The following is a 20,057-nucleotide window of genomic DNA, read 5'->3' as shown; positions in this document are numbered from 1 at the left end:
ACCAGCGTCGCGGAGTACCGGTCATGAGTCTTTTCTACGCCCACCTGCTGTCCTGGAGCGCTGTGCTGTTGCTGCTCGACGCCGCACTCTGGCATTTCTCGCCCTTCAGCCATCGCGCGCCGCGAGTCGGCGTACGTCTGGCACTGTTTCTGGCATTCAGCGCGCTGGTGATCAATGCCGGTGTCAGCCCGTTGCAGGCTCCATTGTTCGCCGATGATCGCGTGGCGCAGCTGGGTGCGACGGCGCTGGGGATTCTCTGGTGGTTGTACGCAGCACGGGTGCTGACCGAAGTGATCGGCCTGGCGCTGATGCGCCGCATCGGTCACAGCGGGCGCTTGCTGCAGGATGTCATCGGCGCGCTGGTGTTTCTGGTCGCGATTGTCGCGGCAGCCGGTTACGTGCTGGAGCTGCCGGTCAAAGGTCTGCTGGCCACTTCCGGGGTGGTCGCCATCGTGGTCGGTCTGGCGCTGCAAAGCACCCTCGCCGACGTGTTTTCCGGCATCGTCCTCAACACCACCAAGCCGTATCAGGTGGACGATCTGGTGATGATCGACGGCGTCGAAGGCAAGGTCTTCGATATCGACTGGCGCGCCACGCACCTGCTGACCAGCGCCGGCACCATGGCGGTTGTACCGAACTCGGTGGCGGCCAAGGCAAAAATCGTCAATCTCAGCCGACCGAACAACATGCACGGCGTCTCGATCAGTATCAAAGTGCCGAATCACATTCGTCCGCGGCGGGTATTGGATGCCCTTGATCGCACCTTGCAGGGCAGCAGTTCTCTGCTGCTCAGCCCGGCGCCGAAAGCCGTACTCAAAGAGGCCGGCGAAACCATGTCGGAATACGTTGCCAGCGGTTTCATCGCTGAGCTGGGCAAGAAGAGCGAAGTGCGCAATCAACTGTTCGACCTCGCCCACCGCCATCTCGAAGCGGCGGGTATTTCCCGGCATCCCGACGGCGTGATCGAACCGTCGAGCCGTGCTCGCGCATTGCTGGATGAGGTGAAGATTTTCCGCTCGCTGAGCAGTGAGGAACGTGATCGCCTCGCTGAGTCGATGGTCGCGCAGCAGTACACGGCGGGTCAGGTGGTACTGGATCTGGACGAGGTGCCGGACAGTCTGTTCGTGATTGCCACGGGCGTGGTCAGCGCGACGGTGCCGGACGGCAATGGCCAGACCGAGGCCGGGCGCATGGGGCCGAGCGAAGTCATGGGTGAGCAGAGCATTCTTGCCGATACACCGTCGCAAGCGACGTTCACGGCGCTGACGTCGAGCATCATCTATCGTCTCGACAAGCAGTTGACCCGTGAGTGCATGGACAAGCGCAGCGAAGTCGGCCGGGCCTTGAACAAGTTGCAGGCGGTGCGTCAGCAGAACAGTCGCCTCGCGTTGATGGCCAAACCGGTGGCGGTGAAAAAAGGTGGTTTTTGGGTTGGTTGCAAAAACGCTAACAGCAAAAGATCGCAGCCTTCGGCGGCTCCTACAGTGAAAATGCGTTCCCATGCAGGAGCTGCCGAAGGCTGCGATCTTTCGATTTTCTTACTTGGCGGTGAACTTGGTGTAGCTGTTGATCAGGTTGCGATAGTTAGGCAGACGCTCGGACAACAGATGCGCCAGGCCTTCCATGTCGTTGCGCCAGTCGCCCTGCAGCTCGCAGGCCACAGCGAACCAGTTCATCAGGTGTGCACCGGCGGCGGACATACGCGCCCACGCCGCTTGTTGCACGGTGGTGTTGAAGGTACCCGACGAGTCAGTCACGACGAACACTTCGAAGCCTTCAGCAATCGCCGACAGGGTCGGGAAAGCTACGCAAACGTCGGTCACTACACCGGCGATGATCAGTTGCTTGCGGCCGGTGGCCTTGATCGCTTTGACGAAGTCTTCGTTGTCCCAGGCGTTGATCTGGCCTGGACGCTGAATGAACGGCGCGTCAGGGAATTGCTCGAGCAGCTCAGGCACAATCGGGCCGTTGGGACCTGCGTCGAAGCTGGTGGTCAGAATGGTCGGCAGCTTGAAGAACTTGGCGATGTCGCCCAGTGCCAGCACGTTGTTCTTGAACTCGTTCGGCGAGAAATCCTGCACCAGCGAGATCAGACCGGTCTGGTGGTCGACCAGCAGGACGACGGCATCATCTTTGTTCAGACGCTTGTAAGGAACGCTCATGGCAAAACTCCTGGATGGATGGTTGTTGCGGGAAGCGCCGGCCCTGATGACCGACGCTTTTTTCAAACTCAGAACGCGAAGCAGGAACAGCCGAACGCGCCCCAGAAACCGGCGAAATCGCTGACCGGCGCATTCGACATACGCGCTTTTTCATGGCTGTGGGTGTGCACGGCGCAAGGCCCGCTGCACTGGTGAACCTGCGCCTGCAACGGCGAGTTCGGGCGCCAGTGGCCCGGCACCTTGACCACGGGCGACCAGTCCGGCAGCACCGGAATCGAACGCGGGCCGAGGTCTTCGAAATCGCCGGCGGCGTAGACGATCTTGCCGCCGACCACGGTCATCACCGACTCGATCCACTTGATCGCTTCTTCTTCAACGCTGAAGAAGTCCGCGCTCAGTGCCGCGAGGTCTGCCAGTTGACCAACGCGAATCTGACCCTTCTTGCCCTGCTCCGAGGAGAACCAGGCGCTGCCGTGGGTGAACAGTTCCAGCGCGGTGCTGCGTGGCAGACCTTCTTCGTACAGGGCCAGACCGCCAACGGTGCGGCCGCTGACCATCCAGTACAGCGAGGTCCACGGGTTGTAACTGGACACGCGCGTAGCGTCGGTGCCTGCACCAACCGGCACACCTTCAGCGAGCATGCGCTTGATCGGTGGCGTGGCTTCGGCGGCTTGTTTGCCGTAGCGATCGACGAAGTATTCGCCCTGGAACGCCATGCGATCCTGAATCGCAATGCCGCCGCCCAGCGCTTTCACACGTTCGATGTTTTGCGGGGTGATGGTTTCAGCGTGGTCGAAGAACCACGGCAGACCATTGAATGGAATGTCGCGGTTGACCTTCTCGAACACATCGAGCATGCGGCTGATCGACTCGTTGTACGTGGCGTGCAGACGGAACGGCCAGCGCTGCTCGACCAGGTGGCGCACCACCGGCTCCAGTTCCTGTTCCATGGTCTGCGGCAGGTCCGGACGCGGTTCGAGGAAGTCTTCGAAGTCGGCGGCGGAGAACACCAGCATTTCGCCGGCGCCGTTGTGGCGCAGGAAGTCATCGCCCTGATGCAACTTGACGCTGCCGGTCCAGTTCTGGAAATCGGTCAGCTCTTCTTTCGGCTTCTGGGTGAACAGGTTGTAGGCGATGCGCACGGTCAACTGGTCGTCTTTGGCCAATTGTTCGATCACTTGGTAATCGTCCGGATAATTCTGGAAACCACCGCCGGCGTCGATCGCACTGGTCAGGCCGAGGCGATTGAGTTCGCGCATGAACTGACGAGTAGAGTTGACCTGATATTCCAGCGGCAGCTTCGGCCCCTTGGCCAGAGTCGAGTAGAGAATCATCGCGTTCGGCCGAGCGACCAACATGCCGGTCGGGTTGCCATTGCTGTCGCGCACGATCTCGCCACCTGGTGGGTTCGGCGTGTCGCGGGTGTAGCCGGCCACACGCAGAGCGGCGCGGTTGAGCAAGGCGCGGTCATACAGGTGCAGGATGAACACCGGGGTGTCCGGCGCGGCCTGGTTGATTTCTTCCAGGGTCGGCATGCGCTTTTCGGCGAACTGGAATTCGTTCCAGCCACCGACCACGCGCACCCATTGCGGGGTTGGCGTGCGATCGGCCTGATCCTTGAGCATGCGCAGCGCGTCGGCGAGCGACGGCACGCCTTCCCAGCGCAGTTCGAGGTTGTAGTTCAAACCGCCGCGAATCAGGTGCAAGTGCGAGTCATTGAGACCAGGAATGACGCAACGGCCCTTCATGTCGACCACTTGTGTGGCGCTGCCTTTGAGGGCCATGGCCTCGGCGTCGTTGCCAACGGCGACGAAGCGGCCGTCCTTGATCGCCACGGCGCTGGCCAGTGGTTTTTCCCGGTCTACGGTATGAAATTGGCCATTGAATAAAATCAGATCGGCGCTCATCGCAGTTCCTCAAGCAAAAGTGAAAAGAAGCAAACCCCGCTCAACGCGGCGAGGTTTCTTGGGAATCGAGGTGTTCATGGGCCTGACTGGCTTCCAGCCACGGAGTAAACAAACGGGTAACCGGCGGCATCACCACGTAGACCACCGAGAGGACGATGGTCAGGGTGATCAGGAACGTGGCGACCACGTAGTTGGAAAGCAATGGATGCAGCGCCAGCAAAGGGCCCCAGATCAGCGGCACCAGCAAGGTGTGCGGCAGAATCACCAGCAGCGAGACCACCGCCTGCTTCCAACGCGGCGGCGGCGAAGCGGCATCGCCCGAGGGCGAGAACCAGAATTCGTTGACCGGGGCGACTTCGGTCTGATCACCGTCAGCCAGCATCGGCGCGGCTTCAGCCACCAGCGCCTGACGCTCGGAGGATTCCAGCCAGCCCTGCATCGCTTCGGTGGAGCTGAAGCGCAATACGCACGTGTAGAAATCCAGACGTCCGCGCTTGCCACGTACCACATCCACACCCAAATGCCCTGCGCGCTGGCCGGCGACGCGCACGATGTTGCGCAGCCACGCTTCATACGCCGATTCGAAACCGGCCTTGACCGAGTGTTTGATGATCAACGTGACGGTCTCATCGGCCCCCGGTGCTTGTTGATTAAGGACTTCAGGCATAACGCAGCACTCCGGGCAAACGAACAGGAATCGCCAGCCGTCCGGGCCCGGCGATCAATACAGTGGTGAAAAGAATCAACAGCAACCAGCCGAACTGCCCTTCGGCCACACTCCATTGCGGATGCACGACCAGCAACGCCACCAGCAGCACAAAGAGAATAGGCAAGCAGGCCAATCGCGCCAGCACACCGGCGACGATCAGTAGCGGGCAGAGAACTTCGGCGAAGATCGCCAGGCTCAGAGTCAGGTGGGCGCCGAGGTGGAACGGGTCTTCGATCAGTTGCAGTTGCGCCGTGAAGTCGAGCAACTTGGGCAAGCCGTGCACCCACAACAGAAACAACCCACCGCTGACCCGCAGGAACAGCAACCCGATGTCGCGCGCCTGTTCATCCCTCGTAGCAATCATGACCCGACCCTTTGAATGTCATTGACGGGAATCATGCCAATGCCGGGGCGGAAGAAATTGGATGGGTGTGCTTAGTTGCGTTTCAGACCACCGGACACTCTGCTGCCAACCACAAAACAATGTGGGAGTGGGCTTGCTCACGAAGGCGTCAGATCAGCCACATCCCTGTTGACTGGCATACCGCTTTCGCAAGCAGGCTCGCTCCCACAGGGATCTGCGGCGTGCATTCAATTGGCTGACCATCACAAAACAATGTGGGAGCGAGCTTGCTCGCGAAGGCGTCAGATCAGTCACATCCATGTTGACTGGCAAAGCGCTTTCGCGAGCAAGCTCGCTCCCACAGGATTGGCGGCGCGCATCCCATTTGCAGACCATCACAAAACAATGTGGGAGTGAGCTTGCTCGCGAAGGCGTCAGGTCAGTCACATCAATGTTGACTGGCAAAGCGCTTTCGCGAGCAAGCTCGCTCCCACAGGGATTGGCGGCGTGCATTCAGTTTGCAGACCATCACAAAACAATGTGGGAGTGGGCTTGCTCACGAAGGCGTCAGGTCAGTCACATCTATGTTGACCGGCATACCGCTTTCGCTAGCAAGCCCGCTCCCACAGGGATTCGCGGCGTGCATTCAATTGGCTGACCATCACAAAACAGTGTGGGAGTGGGCTTGCTCACGAAGGTGTCAGGTCAGTCACATCCATGTTGACTGGCATACCGCTTTCGCGAGCAAGCTCGCTCCCACAGGGATCTGCGGCGTGCATTCAATTGGCTGACCATCACAAAACAATGTGGGAGTGGGCTTGCTCACGAAGGCGTCAGGTCAGTCACATCTATGTTGACTGGCATACCGCTTTCGCGAGCAAGCCCGCTCCCACAGGGATTGGCGGCGTGCATTCAGTTTGCAGACTCACAAAACAGTGTGGGAGGGAGCTTGCTCGCGAAGGCGTCAGGTCGGTTACATCCATGTTGACTGGCATACCGCTTTCGCGAGCAAGCCCGCTCCCACAGGGATCTGCGGCGTGCATTCAATTGGCTGACCATCACAAAACAATGTGGGAGTGGGCTTGCTCGCGAAGGCGTCAGGTCGGTTACATCCCTGTTGACTGGCATACCGCTTTCGCGAGCAAGCCCGCTCCCACAGGGATCTGCGGCGTGCATTCAATTGGCTGACCATCACAAAACAATGTGGGAGTGGGCTTGCTCACGAAGGCGTCAGGTCAGTCACATCTATGTTGACCGGCATACCGCTTTTGCGAGCAAGCCCGCTCCCACAGGGATTGGCGGCGCGCATCCCATTTGCAGACCATCACAAAACAATGTGGGAGTGAGCTTGCTCACGAAGGCGTCAGGTCGGTTACATCTATGTTGACCGGCATACCGCTTTCGCGAGCAAGCCCGCTCCCACAGGGATCTGCGGCGTGCATTCAGTTTGCAGACCGCCACAAAACAATGTGGGAGTGAGCTTGCTCGCGAAGGCGTCAGGTCAGTCACATCTATGTTGACTGGCATACCGCTTTCGCGAGCAAGCCCGCTCCCACAGGGATCTGCGGCGTGCATTCAATTGGCTGACCATCACAAAACAATGTGGGAGTGAGCTTGCTCGCGAAGGCGTCAGGTCAGTCACATCTATGTTGACTGGCAAAGCGCTTTCGCGAGCAAGCTCGCTCCCACAGGGATTGGCGGCGTGCATTCAGTTTGCAGACCATCACAAAACAATGTGGGAGTGAGCTTGCTCGCGAAGGCGTGAGGTCAGCCACATCCACATTGCCTGACACACCGCTTTCGCGAGCAAGCCCGCTCCCACAGGAGAACTGCTTGTGTAATCGAGATGAGTTAAAGCGCTGGAATATCCAGCGGCGCCGCCATGAACTGACTGATGCGCGAGCGTAGCCACTTCTCCGCCGGGTCGTTGTCATGCACCCCGCTCCAGGCCATCGACAATTGCGCCGCATCAATCGGAAACGGTGGATCTTCGGCACGCAGGGCGCAGCCTTCGACCAAGGCACAGGCGGCGTAATCCGGCACCGTGGCGATCATCTCGGTACCGGCGAGCAAGGCGCGCAAGCCGCTGAACTGCGGCACACCGAGAACCACCCGGCGGCAGCGGCCGATCTTCGCCAGATCGAGGTCGATATTGCCACTCAGGTCACCGGAGAACGACACCATCGCGTGCGGACGCTCGCAATATTCATCGAGGGTCAGCGGCCCCGGACGATCATCGCCGCGCAGGACTTTGCAGGGAATATCACGCAGCTTCTTGCGCTTGGCGTTGGCCGGCAGATCTGTGGTGTAGCTGACACCCACGGAGATTTCTCCAGAGGCCAACAGCGCCGGCATCAATAGATAATTGGCGCGGCGCACTACCACGACAATCCCCGGCGCCTCCTGCTGAAGCTGGCGCAACAGCGGCGGAAACAGACCGAACTCGGCGTCGTCCGACAGACCGATGCGAAACACATCGCAACTGCTCGCCGGTTCGAATTCCTTGGCGCGGCTGACCGCACCGGAAATCACATCCATGGCCGGTTGCAGCTCCTTGAGGATCGCCAGCGCCCGCGCCGTCGGCTCCATGCCGCGACCATTGCGCAGCAACAACGGATCGTCGAACAGATCACGCAAGCGCCCCAGCGCAGCACTGACCGCCGGTTGGCCCATGAACAGTTTTTCGGCAACGCGGGTCAGGTTCTTTTCGAACATCAGCGCTTCGAAAATCACCAGCAGGTTCATGTCGACGCGGCGCAGATCGTTACGGTTCATGGGCGTGGTTTCCTTATCGGTGTCAGACGCTTTTTGCCACAGGCGCTGGGCACTTTACTCGATCAACGGCACTTTCGCCGCGCGTTTATACGGACCGTACTCCACCGGTACCCACTGAAAATGTTTGCCCTCGGCGGTGATGTGGCCGATGCCCGGGAACGGCAAATGCGCGGCCGTCACCCAGGTCTTGCTCGCGGCCGCAGCACGGAACACTGCCTGCCGACTGCTGATCGCTTGCTGACTGTTGACGTCGAAACCGATCGACACTTCCGGGTGCAGAAACTGCACCGCCAGGTTGTGCACCAGATCGCCCATGAACACGATGCTCTGCTGCTGCGAGGTGAAGCGATACGTAGTGCTGCCCGGCGTGTGCCCGGCTTCGAGGGTGGCTTCGACCAAGCCTGGCAACGGCGACTGCCCGGGGGCGAAAGTCTTGAAGCGACCGGCGGCAACGTAGGCCGCGGTGGAATTCTGGGCGATTTTGAAAAACTCTTTGGCGCCGGCGGGAGCCTTGGCCAGCGCTGCCGGATCGAGCCAGTAGTCGGCCTCGGCCTTGGCCGCATACACGGTGGCGTTGGCGAACAGCGGTTTTTTCTCTGCATCGACCAGACCACAGACGTGATCGAGGTGCAGGTGCGTCAAGAGAATCGTGTCGACCTGCTCAGGCTTGTAGCCGGCGGCCTGCATGTTGGCCGAAAGCTGCCCGGCGGTGGCGCCGATGCACTGCCCGGCGCCGGTATCTACCAGAATCAGCTGTTTGCCGGTGTTGACCAGGAACGCATTGAACGCGGTCTGCACCGCTGGGGTTTCAATCGAACGGCGTGCGAGCAGCGCGCGAATCTGGCTCTGGCTCATGCCCTGCAACAACTTCGGCGACAAATCGTTGTAGCCGTCGAACAATGCCGTGACTTCGTAATCGCCCACCGCCAAACGGAAATAACCCGGCGCCTGAGTGCCCACCTGCGGCGCCTGCGCCATCGCGCCAGACATTGCCAGCATCACCGCCACGGTCGTCGCTGCTTTAACCAAGACTTTCATTGCATTCCCCTTGAACCTGGCCGACGGCGGCCGTGCTTGGTCGACATCGTCGCGCAAAGCACCGGGCGCTGACTTGCAAGGATGTGCTGAGTTGCAGCCTCAGCAAGGAAATTAACAACGATTAACTCGTCAGCCTCACGCCCTCGCCCAACAATGAAGACCTCTGCGCAGCGTTGCTTTTTTGACCTGAGGGAATGCGCCGACCGTGTATTCCCCACCGACACGGACCTTGGCCATGGCTTATCTACAGCAAACCGTCGCCCTCGCCCCTGCCTGCGAACCGCGGAAAAACGCGACTGGCGGACTCAGTCCGCAGCGCGAACGTCAGATCAAACAGTTGATCCTCGATCGCCTGGGCGAAAGTCTCGAAGTGGCTGAACTCGCCCGTGCCTGTTCACTGTCACGCAGTCATTTCTCCCGCGCGTTCAAGTGCAGCACCGGCCTGTCCCCACAGGACTGGATTCGCGCCCAGCGTCTGGCCCGGGCCAAGTTGCTGATCCAGCACACTGACCTCAGTCTGACGCAAATCAGCCTGGAATGCGGCTTCTGCGATCAGGCGCACTTCTGCCACATGTTCACCCGCAGCGAGGGCATCAATCCCTTCGCCTGGCGCTGTCGGGTCATGGGCAAACCGAAAAACACCGCCGCGCAGCCTGTGTTTTGACTGCTGCCGTTACGCCACCCGTTGCACTGATGCCAAAACCTGAGGATTATGCCCGGACACCCCGGATCAGACGGCCTGCGCATGTGCCAGGCACTGGTTCGCCCTGTCCGTCGCATTACCGCAGGAGCGCGCTGTTGAGTTTTCCCCCGAATCAGGCCATTGCCTTTGGCCCCTATCGGATTCATCCCGGGCAACGACTGCTACTTGAAGGCCAACAGCCTTTGCGCCTGGGACGGCGGGCGATGGACATCCTCCTGATTTTGCTGGCCCACGCCGGTGAAGTGGTGAGCAAGCAGCAACTGATGGCCGGGGTCTGGCCAGACAGTGTCGTTGAAGACATCAACCTGCGCGTACACATGGCGGCGCTGCGCAAGGCGCTGGGCGACGGACAGAACGGTCAGCGCTACATCGTCACCGTGGCGCAGCGCGGCTACAGTTTTGTCGCCCCCACCCTCCTCGACAGCATCGAACAAAAACCGGCGATGCCCGTCGCCAGACACAACCTGCCGCTGCGCCGCACGCGAATGATCGGCCGCCAGCCGGTGGTCGATCACTTGATTGCGCAACTGCCGCGCCGACGCTGCATCACCCTGGTCGGCCCTGGCGGCATTGGCAAGACCACCGTCGCCCTGCGCGTCGCCGAACAGCTGATTGGCCAGTATCGCGACGGCATCCGCCTGGTGGACTTGGCGCCCATCGCCGATCCCGCGCTGATCGGCTCGCACTTGGCGACGCTGCTCGACTTGTCCGCCTCCGAAGGCGATGCACAGGTGGATCTGGTCGCTGGCCTGCATGAAAGGCAAATGCTGTTGGTCATCGACAACTGCGAGCACCTGATCGATGCGGTCGCGTCGCTCAGCGAGCAAATTCTGCGCGGCGCGCCCAAGGTGCATATCCTCGCCACCAGCCGCGAGAGCCTGCGTGCTGAGGGCGAGTTTGTGCAGCGTCTGGAGTCACTCGAATGCCCGTCCATGTCGACGCCGATGGACCCGGCCCAAGCGCTGGGCTTTGCTGCGCTGCAATTGTTTGTCGAACGCGCCACGGCTGCCCGGGAAAACTTTCAACTGAGTCACGCCGAACTGCCGCAAGCGATCGAGATCTGCCAGCGCCTGGACGGCATTCCGTTGGCACTGGAACTGGCCGCCGCTCAGGTCAGCGAATTGGGCATGGACGGACTGCTCAAGCAGTTGCGCGAAGGCTTGCCGCCATTGTCGGCCGGACACCACAGCAGCGCCGAGCGACACCTGACCCTGCGCGCGACGATGGACTGGAGTTTCAACCTGCTCAATGTCTGCGAGCAAACCTGTCTGCGGCGATTGGGCATTTTCCGTGGCAGCTTCAGCCTCGCCTCGGCAGCAGCAGTAGTAATCGGCCAGCAGATCGATCCCGGCGCGGTGTTCAGCGCCGTCACACAACTGGTGGCCAAATCCCTGCTGAGCGTCGAAGTGGGCGACGAAGATGTCTTCTACCGTTTGCTCGACACCACCCGCCACTACGCACTGGAAAGACTCGAACAGGCCGACGAGCTCAGCGCAACCCGCCAACGTCACGCCGAGCGTTGCCTGGCGCTGATGCAGCAGGCGCAAGCGGATTGGGATAACACCCCCACCGTGCTGTGGATGGAGCGTTATGCCCGGGGTCTGGAGGATTTGCGCGCGGCGCTGGACTGGAGCCTCAACGGGCCGGGACCCGATGAGCTGGGCGTGCAACTGGCTGCCGCTTCGGCACCGTTGTGGCAGGAGCTGTCGTTGCTGCGCGATTACAGCCGCTATGTGCGCCAGGCACTGAGCCTGCTGGAGCCTTCGCGAGCAGGCTCGCTCTCACAGCCCTGCCCTCGCCTGCAAATCGCCTTGAAACTGGCGCTCGGCAGCGCCAGCTATCACACCTGGGGCGGCACGCCACAAACCATCCAGGCGTTCGTCGACGCCTGCCGATTAGCCGAAGAACATGGCGATCTGGCCGGACAACTGCGTGCGATATCGGGGCACATGGCGGTCAACCTGAGCTGCGGACACTACCGCATGGCACTGGCGCAAAGTGAGCAGTTCGACCGCATCGGCGTGCACGGCGAGCCACTGCTATCACTGAGCACACATCGTTTGCGGGTGCTGGCCTTGCACTATGCCGGTGACCAACCGCAGGCTCGCGTGCATGCCGAGCAGGTATTGCAACGCATGGCCCACAGCGGCCATCTCAATCGCTTCACCCATGGTTTTGGCGTGCAGTACGACCAGAGTGTTGCTTCACTGACGGTACTGGCACGAGTGCTGTGGCTGCAGGGTCTGCCCGAGCAGGCTTGGCGCGCCGCACGGCAGGCGCTGGATATTGCCGTGCAGATCAACCACGGGACCTCGATCTGCTACACCCTGGCGCTGGCCAGTTGCCTGATCGCCCATTACAACGGTGACCGCGACAATGCCCGCGCCTTGCTGCAATTGTTGTTGGAACAATCACAGAAGCATTCGGTGCTGCTGTTCAATAACTGGGGGCGGCAGTATGCCCAAGTGATCGATCCAGACAATGCCGCGCCGGTATCGACGCAGAGCAGCGGTTTGATCCGGGAAGTGATGGTTACGCTGGATGAGCGCTTTGTCGATGAGGCAATGGTCGAGCGAGCACGCAATGGGGACGCGGGTTGGAGTACGGCGGAAATATTGCGGGCACGGGCGGCGGCATTGTTGAAGCATTCACAAACGCCGCTTCGCGAGCAGGCTCGCTCTCACAAGGGGTCGTCGTCGGGCGCAAATTCCGGGTTGTGCGCTGATTCCTGTGGGAGCGAGCCTGCTCGCGAATCGGCCCGCTCGGACACCGCTGCAACCCAAGCCGAACAAACCCTGCAACAAGCTCTCGACATTGCCAGAAACCAGGGCGCGCTGGCCTGGGAACTGCGTAGCGCCACGGATCTCGCTGAACTGTGGCACCGCCAATCGCGCCACCGCGAAGCACTGGATCTGCTCACGCCGATCTACCAGCGCTTTACCGAAGGCTACGCCACCCCGGACTTGCGCAAGGTGCGCGGGCTAATCGACAGCCTGCGCGACCAGTGCCCGGCCTGACATGTTGCGCGCTCGGCTGAGATAGCGCGCATGACGCTGTTCCAGTTCAAGCCACTCGTCGCTGCGCTCAAGCTGATCACGCGCATAGCGGCGCACGGTGTTGAGCATCCAATAGCGAACCTTTGCCTGGATGGGTTGCTGAATCAGCAACGATTTGCGCGCTAGGTCTTCGATGATTGAAGTCAACCTGGAGCCGGCCAGCTCCGCGCAGCTGACCACGCTCACTGCAGCTTCCAGGGTAAACCCGCTGCCGAACACTGACAGACGCAGCAGCACGCGCTGCTGCGTTTCCGTCAGGTACTGAAAGCTCCAATCGATGGCAGCCGCCATCGACTGATGGCGCGGTTCCGCGGTGCGCCGGCCTTGACCGAGCAACTGCAGACCGTTTTCAACCTGGGCCTGTAGACCGATCAAACCCAGCGCGTCGATCTGCGCTGCGGCGAGTTCGATCGCCAGCGGCAGACCGTCCAGTTGACGGCAGATCTCGCGCACACCCGGCAAATCCTGTTCACGCAAACTGAAGCCATGCTGCCGCGCTCGCGCCCGATTGACGAACAACTGCACCGCCGGATAGCCCAAGGCTTCTTCGACGGTGTTCAATGTCGAGCGCTTGGGGATCGCCAACAGCGGCACGAAATGCACGGTCTCGTGCGCGACATGCAAGGCTTCGCGACCGGTGACCAGAATCGACAAGCGAGGCGCCGCGTGCAACAGAGTTTCAGCCAGAGCCGCGCAGCTGTCGCGCTGGTGGTCGCAGTTGTCCAGTATCAACAAGGCGTGCCGGCCGGTCAGCGTGGAAAGGTCTGTCTTCAGGGCGTGCACCACGTAATCGAGCAGCGATTTTTCATCTTCGAGGTTGGCAAGGTCGATCCACCAGGCGCCATCGCGGAAATATTGCAGCAGCAGTTCTGCCACGCGCAGTGCCACCGTGGTTTTGCCAACACCTGGCGCACCGGTAATCGTCATCAAGCGGCACACCGGCATTTGTCGAACCAGACTGCCGACCAAAGCGTCGCGACCACTGACGGGTGTCAGTCGAGCCGGAAGATTGTGCAGCGGCTTGAGCCCGGCGGCGGGCATGGGCAGCGCATCATTTGGGTCCTGCTCCACCGGGGCGATAAAACTGTAGCCGCATTGCGCCACGTGAATGATGTAACGCTGGCCTTTGGTGCCATCGCCGAGTGCACGGCGCAGCGCCGCAATGTGCACCCGCAGATTGATCTCTTCGACAATCGACGTCGGCCAGACCTGAGCAATCAACTGCTCTTTGCTGACCACCCTTCCCGCGTGCTCGAGCAGCACCTGCAGAATGTCCATGGCGCGCCCGCCCATGCGCAGCGGTTGCTCTCCCTCGAGAACCAAGCGTTGGCGCACATGAAAGGTGTAGGGGCCAAAACGCAGCACCCGACCGTGGTTTGTGTCGTTGTGATTAGTCATGCCAGACATCTTGGCACCCTTGCGTGACGATACAACCGCCACAGCCGACGCGGTACGGACATCCGGCTGCGCCAGACGGACAGAACCGCTCTAGCTGAACTGTTCCCGGTATTGCAACGGTGTAAGACCAAGCTTTTCGGCGAACAGCGAGCGCATGTGCCGAACGCTGCCGAAGCCACTTTTATAAGCAATGGTCTTCAGGGGCAGATCGCTGGTTTCCAGCAGGCTGCGCGCGCAGTCGATGCGGGCATTCTGCAGAAACTCCATTGGAGTCATGTTGACGTCACGGGCGAACAGCCGAGCGAAGTGCCGTGCGCTCATATTCGCCAATCCGGCCATGCGCTCGACGGTAAAGGCTTCGTCCAAGTGTTCAAGCACGTAATTCTGTACGCGGGTGACAGGCGTCTCTTGCGGCGAGACTGCTGCCATCAAAGGGCTGAATTGCGCCTGCCCACCCTGGCGTTTCATCACCACCAACAAGACCTTGGCCACATCCTGGGCGATTTTCTTGCCGTGATCCCGGGCCACCACCGCCAGCGCCAGATCGATGCCAGCGGTCACGCCCCCCGACGTGATCAGATTGCGATCCTCAACGTAGATCTGGTCGGTGGTCACCGTAGTTTTTGGAAAAGCCTTGATCAGGCGCTCGGTGTAATTCCAGTGCGTGGTGACGCGATAGCCATCGAGCAGGCAGGCATGGCCGAGGATAAAAGCGCCAGTGCAAATCGAACCGTAGCGTTCGGCGCGCGGCACGGCGTTTCTCAACCAGGCGAACAGTTCGGGAAATCTCTGGTTGTAGGCGCCAGGGCCGCCGGGCACCAATAACAGATCATAGCGCTCGGCCGCTTCGTCGATGTGCAGATCAGCCTGGACCTGCACGCCATTGGAAGCCCTCAGCAAGCCGCGCTCCGTGCCTAACGTCGTCAGTTGATAGTGCAAATCAGATTTCAGATAACGGTTGGCGACTGAAAACACTTCCAGCGGCCCGGCCATGTCGAGCATCAGAAAGTCAGGAAACAGCACCATTGCCACGGTTTTCATGGAGGGCATCACACATTTCAAGGGCCAATATTTACGCTGCAGCCGGGGCATCAAGGCTGACTCCGGCGTGATCAGCATAATCGAATGGGTGAACCATAACGCAAAACTGTCAACCTGAACCGGACAGTCTTTCAATTTCCATCTACTTATTGCCTCGTCGGGTAACCAGTAACCTTCTCCTCACTCGGACGAATTCACGTCCCGCCAGGAGATTTCATCATGCTGACTCTTCGCAAAGCCTCCGATCGCGGCCTCGCCAATCACGGCTGGTTGAAGTCGTTTCACACCTTCTCTTTCGCCAATTACCGCAACCCGCGTGAACAGGGTTTCTCCGACCTGCTGGTGATCAACGACGACCGGGTCGCCGCCGGTAAAGGTTTTGGCCAGCATCCGCACCGCGACATGGAGATTTTCTCCTACGTGCTCGAGGGCGCGCTGGAACACAAGGACACTCTCGGTACTGGTTCGGTGATCCGCCCCGGCGATGTACAGTTGATGAGCGCCGGCAGCGGCGTGGCGCACAGTGAATTCAACCACTCGGCCACCAAGCCCGTGCACTTCCTGCAAATCTGGATTGTGCCGGACGTCAGCGGCGCCAAACCGCGCTACCAACAGGAACACTTCAGCGCGGAGAAAAAACGCGGTCGCCTGCAACTGATCATCTCGCCGGACGGCAACAACGGCTCTCTGAAAGTCCGTCAGGATGCGCGTGTCTATGCCGGGTTATTCGACGGCGAGGAAAGTGCCACGCTGAAATTGCCGGCCAATCGTTACGCGTACGTGCACGTTGCGCGTGGCAGTGTCGAACTCAACGGCCAAGCCTTGCAGGAAGGCGACGGCGTGCGGGTTCGTGAAGAACAGCTGCTTACCTTGAGCAACGGCGTCGATGCAGAGGTTCTGGTGTTCGACTTGCGCCCTCAGGAGTTGCCGGAAATGCCATGATCTGGCGCGATGCACAGCGGCCTTCCACTGAAGGCCGTTTTTTATTGCGGCGACGCCGTTGAGGGTCGTTCAACTGGTTTGGGGGCAGAGACCTCTTTGCCAATCTGAATCGCTGCCAGGGTGGTTTGTATCGTGGTCAACACCGCCGCCTGATTGGCGAAATGCGCGCCAACCAGCAAAGAGGCCACGCCGAGGAAATGCACGGTGGTGGCCGCCCAGTAATGGGCCTTTACCGTCGATGCCTGCCTGATCGCTTCCCGCGATTCGTCGGCAATTTTCTGCACGCCCATCCACATCACGTCATAACGTTTGTCCCGCTCCTGCAGGGCCTTATCCCGCTCTGCCTGAGCAGCCAGGAACCCGCGAATGTCGGCGCGCATTTCTGCCACGCGGCCGTCCATCCTCGTCTCGATGGTCTCTATCCTGGCATCGAATTCTTCGCGACTTATGCTGCTCATGGTTTGCCTTTTCTGACCTGCGTCCGATCTGTCCGTGCCTGCATATTGATTCACTTCCCTGATTTTCAATTCGACACCTTTATGGCTACCGAGGCCTTCCCTGGCTCTTCGTTTCGATGCGGGACCGAGGTCTGCATCCAACTGCAGTCACAATAGATTTCATCGCCCTCGGCGACAAGCCGGCCCATTCTGCCTCGGACGTAGGCTGTTTCGTCAGACGTTGTAGCCTCGGCAAAACCCTGAATCCACTATTGGTTTTCCAGCGCAAAAGCCTCAACGATTTGCTCGATGGCCGCACGTACTCGCGCGGTGTGACGCAGGTCGGCGTGAGTGACCAGCCACACTTCATACGGCAACGGCCGGGTCCGCTCCGGCCAGAGTCTGACCAGGCCGTCGCGTTCGCCCATGTACACAGGAATCTCCCCTACCCCGAGGCCGGCGGCAATGGAGCGACGCACCAAAAGGCTGGAACTGAGCGTGGCGACGATGCGCCCACGGCTTAACGGCTCGGACACTAGCGTGAGGTCTTTTTTGCTCTGCAAATACGGCTGATACACCACCAGATCGTGGCCCTCGAAAGCACTGCCGGGCTGCGGTTCGCCATGGCGGTCGACGTAGGCCCGCGCAGCGAAAAGTCCTACAGGCCAGCGGGCGATTCGCCGGGCGATGAGATCCGGGTTATCCGGCCGGGTATTGCGCACGGCGATATCGGCCTCGCGCTTGGCCAGACTGAGAATTTGCGTCGACGCATCCAACTGGATCTGCACATCCGGATGTTGATCATGCAGGCGCGCCATCGCAGGGATGATGAAGTCGATGGCCAGCGAGTCGGTGGTGCTGACCCGTACGTTACCGGTCAGCCGATCATCCAGCCCATGAATGTGCCGCTCCAGTTCCAGCGCCGAATGCTCCATTTTTTCCACACTTCTGAGTGCCGCCTCGCCGACGGCGGTCAGCGCGTAACCATCGGATGTGCGCAGGAACAGCGTCGCGCTCAACGACTTCTCCAGCGCGGTGACACGCCGTCCGACCGTGGCCTGGTCGACGCCCAGAACCCGCGCAGCCCCACGCAATGTCGACTCGCGACAGACCGCCAGAAACACTCGCGCATCATCCCAATTCATGCTGATCCTCTTAGAAGCATTTCTGCATCAGTGTGCCGCTTAATCGCTGCATATGCGCAGCAACGATAGCCGATAAGCTGAGGGCCATACACCTCTTGTGAGATCGCTATCATGCGTACTTCAGACTCTTCAGGTATCTGGCTGCCGATTTTCGCCGGACTCTGCGCCAGCCTGGTCAGCATTGGCCTGGCGCGTTTCGCTTACACGCCCTTGATCCCTTCGCTGATTCAGGCGCAGTGGTTTTCGGCCAACGATGTCGTCTATCTCGGCGCGGCCAATCTGGTCGGTTACTTGATTGGTGCCCTCCTCGGTCGGCCCATGGCTCATCGACTGGGTAACCGTAACGCCTTGCGGCTGATGATGCTGGCTGTCACGGCAGCGTTTTTTGCCTGTGCTTATCCGCTGTCGGTGAGCTGGTTCTTCGGTTGGCGCTTGCTGTCCGGCATTGCCGGTGGGGCGATCATGGTGCTGGTCGCGGCAACCGTGCTGCCTCACGTTCCGGCTTCTCGCAGAGGTTTGGCCAGTGGCGCAATCTTCCTTGGCATCGGCCTCGGGATTGCCGGTTCCGGAACCCTCGTGCCGCCGCTGTTGGCTCTTGGTTTGCAGGCAACCTGGCTGGGGCTGGGCGCGCTGGCGTTATTACTGACCGCGTTGAGCTGGTTCGGCTGGCCTGCCGATACCGCGCATACCGCGGCGGCGCACACGACGCTGGCCCATGAGCCGACACCGCCGGGCGTTTACCTGTTGTTCGCTCAATACGCGTTCATGGCTGCCGGGCTGGTGCCTGCCATGGTGTTTCTGGTGGATTACGTGGCCCGCGGACTCAGCGCGGGGGCGCATATCGGCGCACTGGTCTGGGTCATGTACGGCCTGGGGGCGATTGTCGGACCGGTCACGTACGGTTTTCTGGCCGACCAGCTTGGCGCCCGCGCTGGCATCCGTCTGGTGTTGGTGGTGCAAGCGGTTGCGTTGGGTCTGCTAACCGTCTCCGATTCGTTTCTGGCGCTGGCGTTACTCGCGGTGATCCTCGGCTCGTTCCCGCCGGGCATCGTACCGCTGGCGTTGGCGCGGGTGCATGAGCTGGTGCCGTCGCATCACCATCAGCAGATCGCCTGGAGCCGCGCAACCGTGTCGTTCGCTACCTTTCAGGCACTGGCGGGGTTTGCCTATTCGGCGCTGTTCAATGCTTCGGGCGGCCAGCATACGCTGCTGTTTGTGATCGCCGCCGGCGCGATCGTGATTGCCCTGCTGCTGGAGCAAGCCATGCGCTGGCTGCCCGCTGCGACTCAAACTCGTTGCGCGGCGAACTGAAGGGAATCATTGCGCGCTCGCAGCGCTCCCATCTACACGACCTTTTTCACAGGAATCGACAATGTCACTGCCCAATGAAATGACCCGTATTGAAATCACCGAACCCGGCGGCCCGGAAGTATTGCAAGCCAGACGCGTGCCTCTGCCAAGCGTTGCCGAAGGCCAAGTGCTGATCCACGTTCACGCCGCCGGTATCAATCGCCCGGACGCCCTGCAGCGTGCCGGCAAGTATCCGATGAAACCCGGCATGGACCCGATTCCCGGCCTGGAAGTGGCTGGTGAAGTGGTTGCACTGGGGGCCGGAGTAACTCGGTTCACAGTCGGCGATCGCGTCTGCGCGCTGACCAATGGCGGCGGTTACGCCGAATACTGCGCGGTTCCAGCCGGCCAGACTTTGCCTGTGCCGGACGGTGTCGACTGGATTCAGGCCGCCGCGATTCCGGAAACCTTTTTCACCGTATGGGCCAACCTGTTCGGCCTCGGCGGGGCCAAGGCCGGCCAGCGCGTGCTGATTCACGGCGGCACGAGCGGCATCGGCACCACCGCGCTGATGCTCTGTCGCGAATTCGGTATCGAGGCCTTCGCCACCGCAGGCAGCGCTGAAAAATGCGCTGCAATCAGCAAACTTCACGGGCAGCCGATCAACTATCGAGAAGAGGACTTCGCCAAGGTCATTGCCGAGAAGACCGCAGATCAAGGCGTGAACGTGATTCTCGACATCATGGGTGGCTCGTATCTGAACGGCAACATCAGCGCACTGGCGATGGACGGCCGACTGGTCATGCTCGGTTTCCTCGGCGGCGCCCGCGCCAATGACATCGATCTGCTGGCGATCCTTGGCAAACGCGCCGTCGTCACCGGTTCATTGCTGCGTGCACGCACCGCTGCGGAAAAAGCCGCCATCGCCGATCAACTGCTAGAACACGTGTGGCCTGCCCTCAGCGCCGGGCGCTGTCTGCCGATCATCGATAAAGTATATCCGCTGGCTGACGCGGCTCAGGCCCATGCCCGCATGGAGGGCGGCGATCATATCGGCAAGATCGTGCTGCAAGTGGCATGAGCGATTGCAGCATCTTGTAATCGTTGCGCA

Annotated in this window: 15 protein-coding genes and 1 pseudogene; 6 read left to right on the top strand and 10 right to left on the bottom strand. The window is 60.7% G+C overall.

Annotated elements, in window-relative coordinates; translation table 11 throughout:
* Positions 1–23: 23 nt before the first annotated feature.
* Positions 24–1,450: pseudogene (locus tag ACZZZ4_RS19050) on the top strand (mechanosensitive ion channel domain-containing protein).
* An 88-nt stretch (positions 1,451–1,538) separates the two neighbouring features.
* On the opposite strand, the gene ycaC reads toward ACZZZ4_RS19050, so the two are convergent.
* The 6 genes from ycaC to ACZZZ4_RS19020 form a co-directional block, all read right to left on the bottom strand.
* The gene (ycaC, locus tag ACZZZ4_RS19045) at positions 1,539–2,162 is read right to left on the bottom strand and encodes an isochorismate family cysteine hydrolase YcaC (RefSeq protein ID WP_016774080.1); all 624 of its coding nucleotides are present in this window, start codon (positions 2,160–2,162) and stop codon (positions 1,539–1,541) included.
* A gap of 68 nt (positions 2,163–2,230) precedes the next feature.
* Positions 2,231–4,069 carry an amidohydrolase gene (locus tag ACZZZ4_RS19040; protein WP_101159884.1) on the bottom strand — a complete coding sequence of 613 codons (1,839 nt, stop codon included), beginning with the start codon at positions 4,067–4,069 and terminating at the stop codon, positions 2,231–2,233.
* Between the two features lie 40 nt (positions 4,070–4,109).
* Positions 4,110–4,736 (bottom strand): antibiotic biosynthesis monooxygenase, encoded by a 627-nt coding sequence (locus ACZZZ4_RS19035; RefSeq protein ID WP_463548450.1) that lies wholly within the window; start codon positions 4,734–4,736, stop codon positions 4,110–4,112.
* The gene (locus ACZZZ4_RS19030) at positions 4,729–5,142 is read right to left on the bottom strand and encodes a DoxX family protein (RefSeq protein WP_039762826.1); all 414 of its coding nucleotides are present in this window, start codon (positions 5,140–5,142) and stop codon (positions 4,729–4,731) included. The genes ACZZZ4_RS19035 and ACZZZ4_RS19030 overlap by 8 nt, the downstream gene beginning before the upstream one ends.
* A gap of 1,830 nt (positions 5,143–6,972) precedes the next feature.
* On the bottom strand, positions 6,973–7,896 hold the full coding sequence (locus ACZZZ4_RS19025; RefSeq protein WP_039762138.1) for a LysR family transcriptional regulator: 924 nt from the start codon (positions 7,894–7,896) through the stop codon (positions 6,973–6,975).
* A 54-nt stretch (positions 7,897–7,950) separates the two neighbouring features.
* A complete protein-coding gene (locus ACZZZ4_RS19020; RefSeq protein WP_463548449.1) occupies positions 7,951–8,934 on the bottom strand; it encodes an MBL fold metallo-hydrolase in 984 nt (327 codons plus the stop codon).
* A 235-nt stretch (positions 8,935–9,169) separates the two neighbouring features.
* On the opposite strand from ACZZZ4_RS19020, the gene ACZZZ4_RS19015 reads away from it, so the two are divergent.
* Entirely contained in the window at positions 9,170–9,598 is a 429-nt protein-coding gene (locus ACZZZ4_RS19015; RefSeq protein WP_129999099.1) for a helix-turn-helix domain-containing protein, read from the top strand.
* 134 nt (positions 9,599–9,732) lie between these two features.
* A complete protein-coding gene (locus ACZZZ4_RS19010) occupies positions 9,733–12,654 on the top strand; it encodes an ATP-binding protein (RefSeq protein WP_463548448.1) in 2,922 nt (973 codons plus the stop codon).
* On the opposite strand, the gene ACZZZ4_RS19005 is transcribed toward ACZZZ4_RS19010, so the two are convergent.
* Complete coding sequence (locus ACZZZ4_RS19005) at positions 12,619–14,091, bottom strand: ATP-binding protein (protein ID WP_463548447.1); 1,473 nt, start codon at positions 14,089–14,091, stop codon at positions 12,619–12,621. The genes ACZZZ4_RS19010 and ACZZZ4_RS19005 overlap by 36 nt on opposite strands.
* Positions 14,092–14,181: 90 nt before the next feature.
* Complete coding sequence (locus ACZZZ4_RS19000) at positions 14,182–15,132, bottom strand: GlxA family transcriptional regulator (RefSeq protein WP_039762128.1); 951 nt, start codon at positions 15,130–15,132, stop codon at positions 14,182–14,184.
* A 219-nt stretch (positions 15,133–15,351) separates the two neighbouring features.
* Here ACZZZ4_RS19000 and ACZZZ4_RS18995 point away from each other — a divergent pair, with 219 nt between their 5' ends.
* A complete protein-coding gene (locus ACZZZ4_RS18995; protein ID WP_039762127.1) occupies positions 15,352–16,074 on the top strand; it encodes a pirin family protein in 723 nt (240 codons plus the stop codon).
* Positions 16,075–16,115: 41 nt separating this feature from the next.
* On the opposite strand, the gene ACZZZ4_RS18990 is transcribed toward ACZZZ4_RS18995, so the two are convergent.
* Positions 16,116–16,601: a hypothetical protein gene (locus tag ACZZZ4_RS18990; protein WP_463548446.1), complete on the bottom strand. Its 486-nt coding sequence runs from the start codon at positions 16,599–16,601 to the stop codon at positions 16,116–16,118.
* 179 nt (positions 16,602–16,780) lie between these two features.
* The gene (locus ACZZZ4_RS18985) at positions 16,781–17,656 is read right to left on the bottom strand and encodes a LysR family transcriptional regulator (RefSeq protein WP_463548445.1); all 876 of its coding nucleotides are present in this window, start codon (positions 17,654–17,656) and stop codon (positions 16,781–16,783) included.
* A gap of 111 nt (positions 17,657–17,767) precedes the next feature.
* Here ACZZZ4_RS18985 and ACZZZ4_RS18980 point away from each other — a divergent pair, with 111 nt between their 5' ends.
* Both ACZZZ4_RS18980 and ACZZZ4_RS18975 read left to right on the top strand, forming a co-directional pair.
* Positions 17,768–18,967, top strand: a complete 1,200-nt coding sequence (locus ACZZZ4_RS18980; protein WP_463548444.1) for a YbfB/YjiJ family MFS transporter — start codon at positions 17,768–17,770, stop codon at positions 18,965–18,967.
* A 61-nt stretch (positions 18,968–19,028) separates the two neighbouring features.
* Positions 19,029–20,027 carry an NAD(P)H-quinone oxidoreductase gene (locus tag ACZZZ4_RS18975; protein ID WP_129999104.1) on the top strand — a complete coding sequence of 333 codons (999 nt, stop codon included), beginning with the start codon at positions 19,029–19,031 and terminating at the stop codon, positions 20,025–20,027.
* Positions 20,028–20,057 lie beyond the last annotated feature (30 nt).

Source organism: Pseudomonas sp. AC252 (assembly GCF_979258105.1).
The sequence above is the reverse complement of the archived record's forward strand: the minus strand, read 5'-3'. Positions and strand labels throughout refer to the sequence as shown.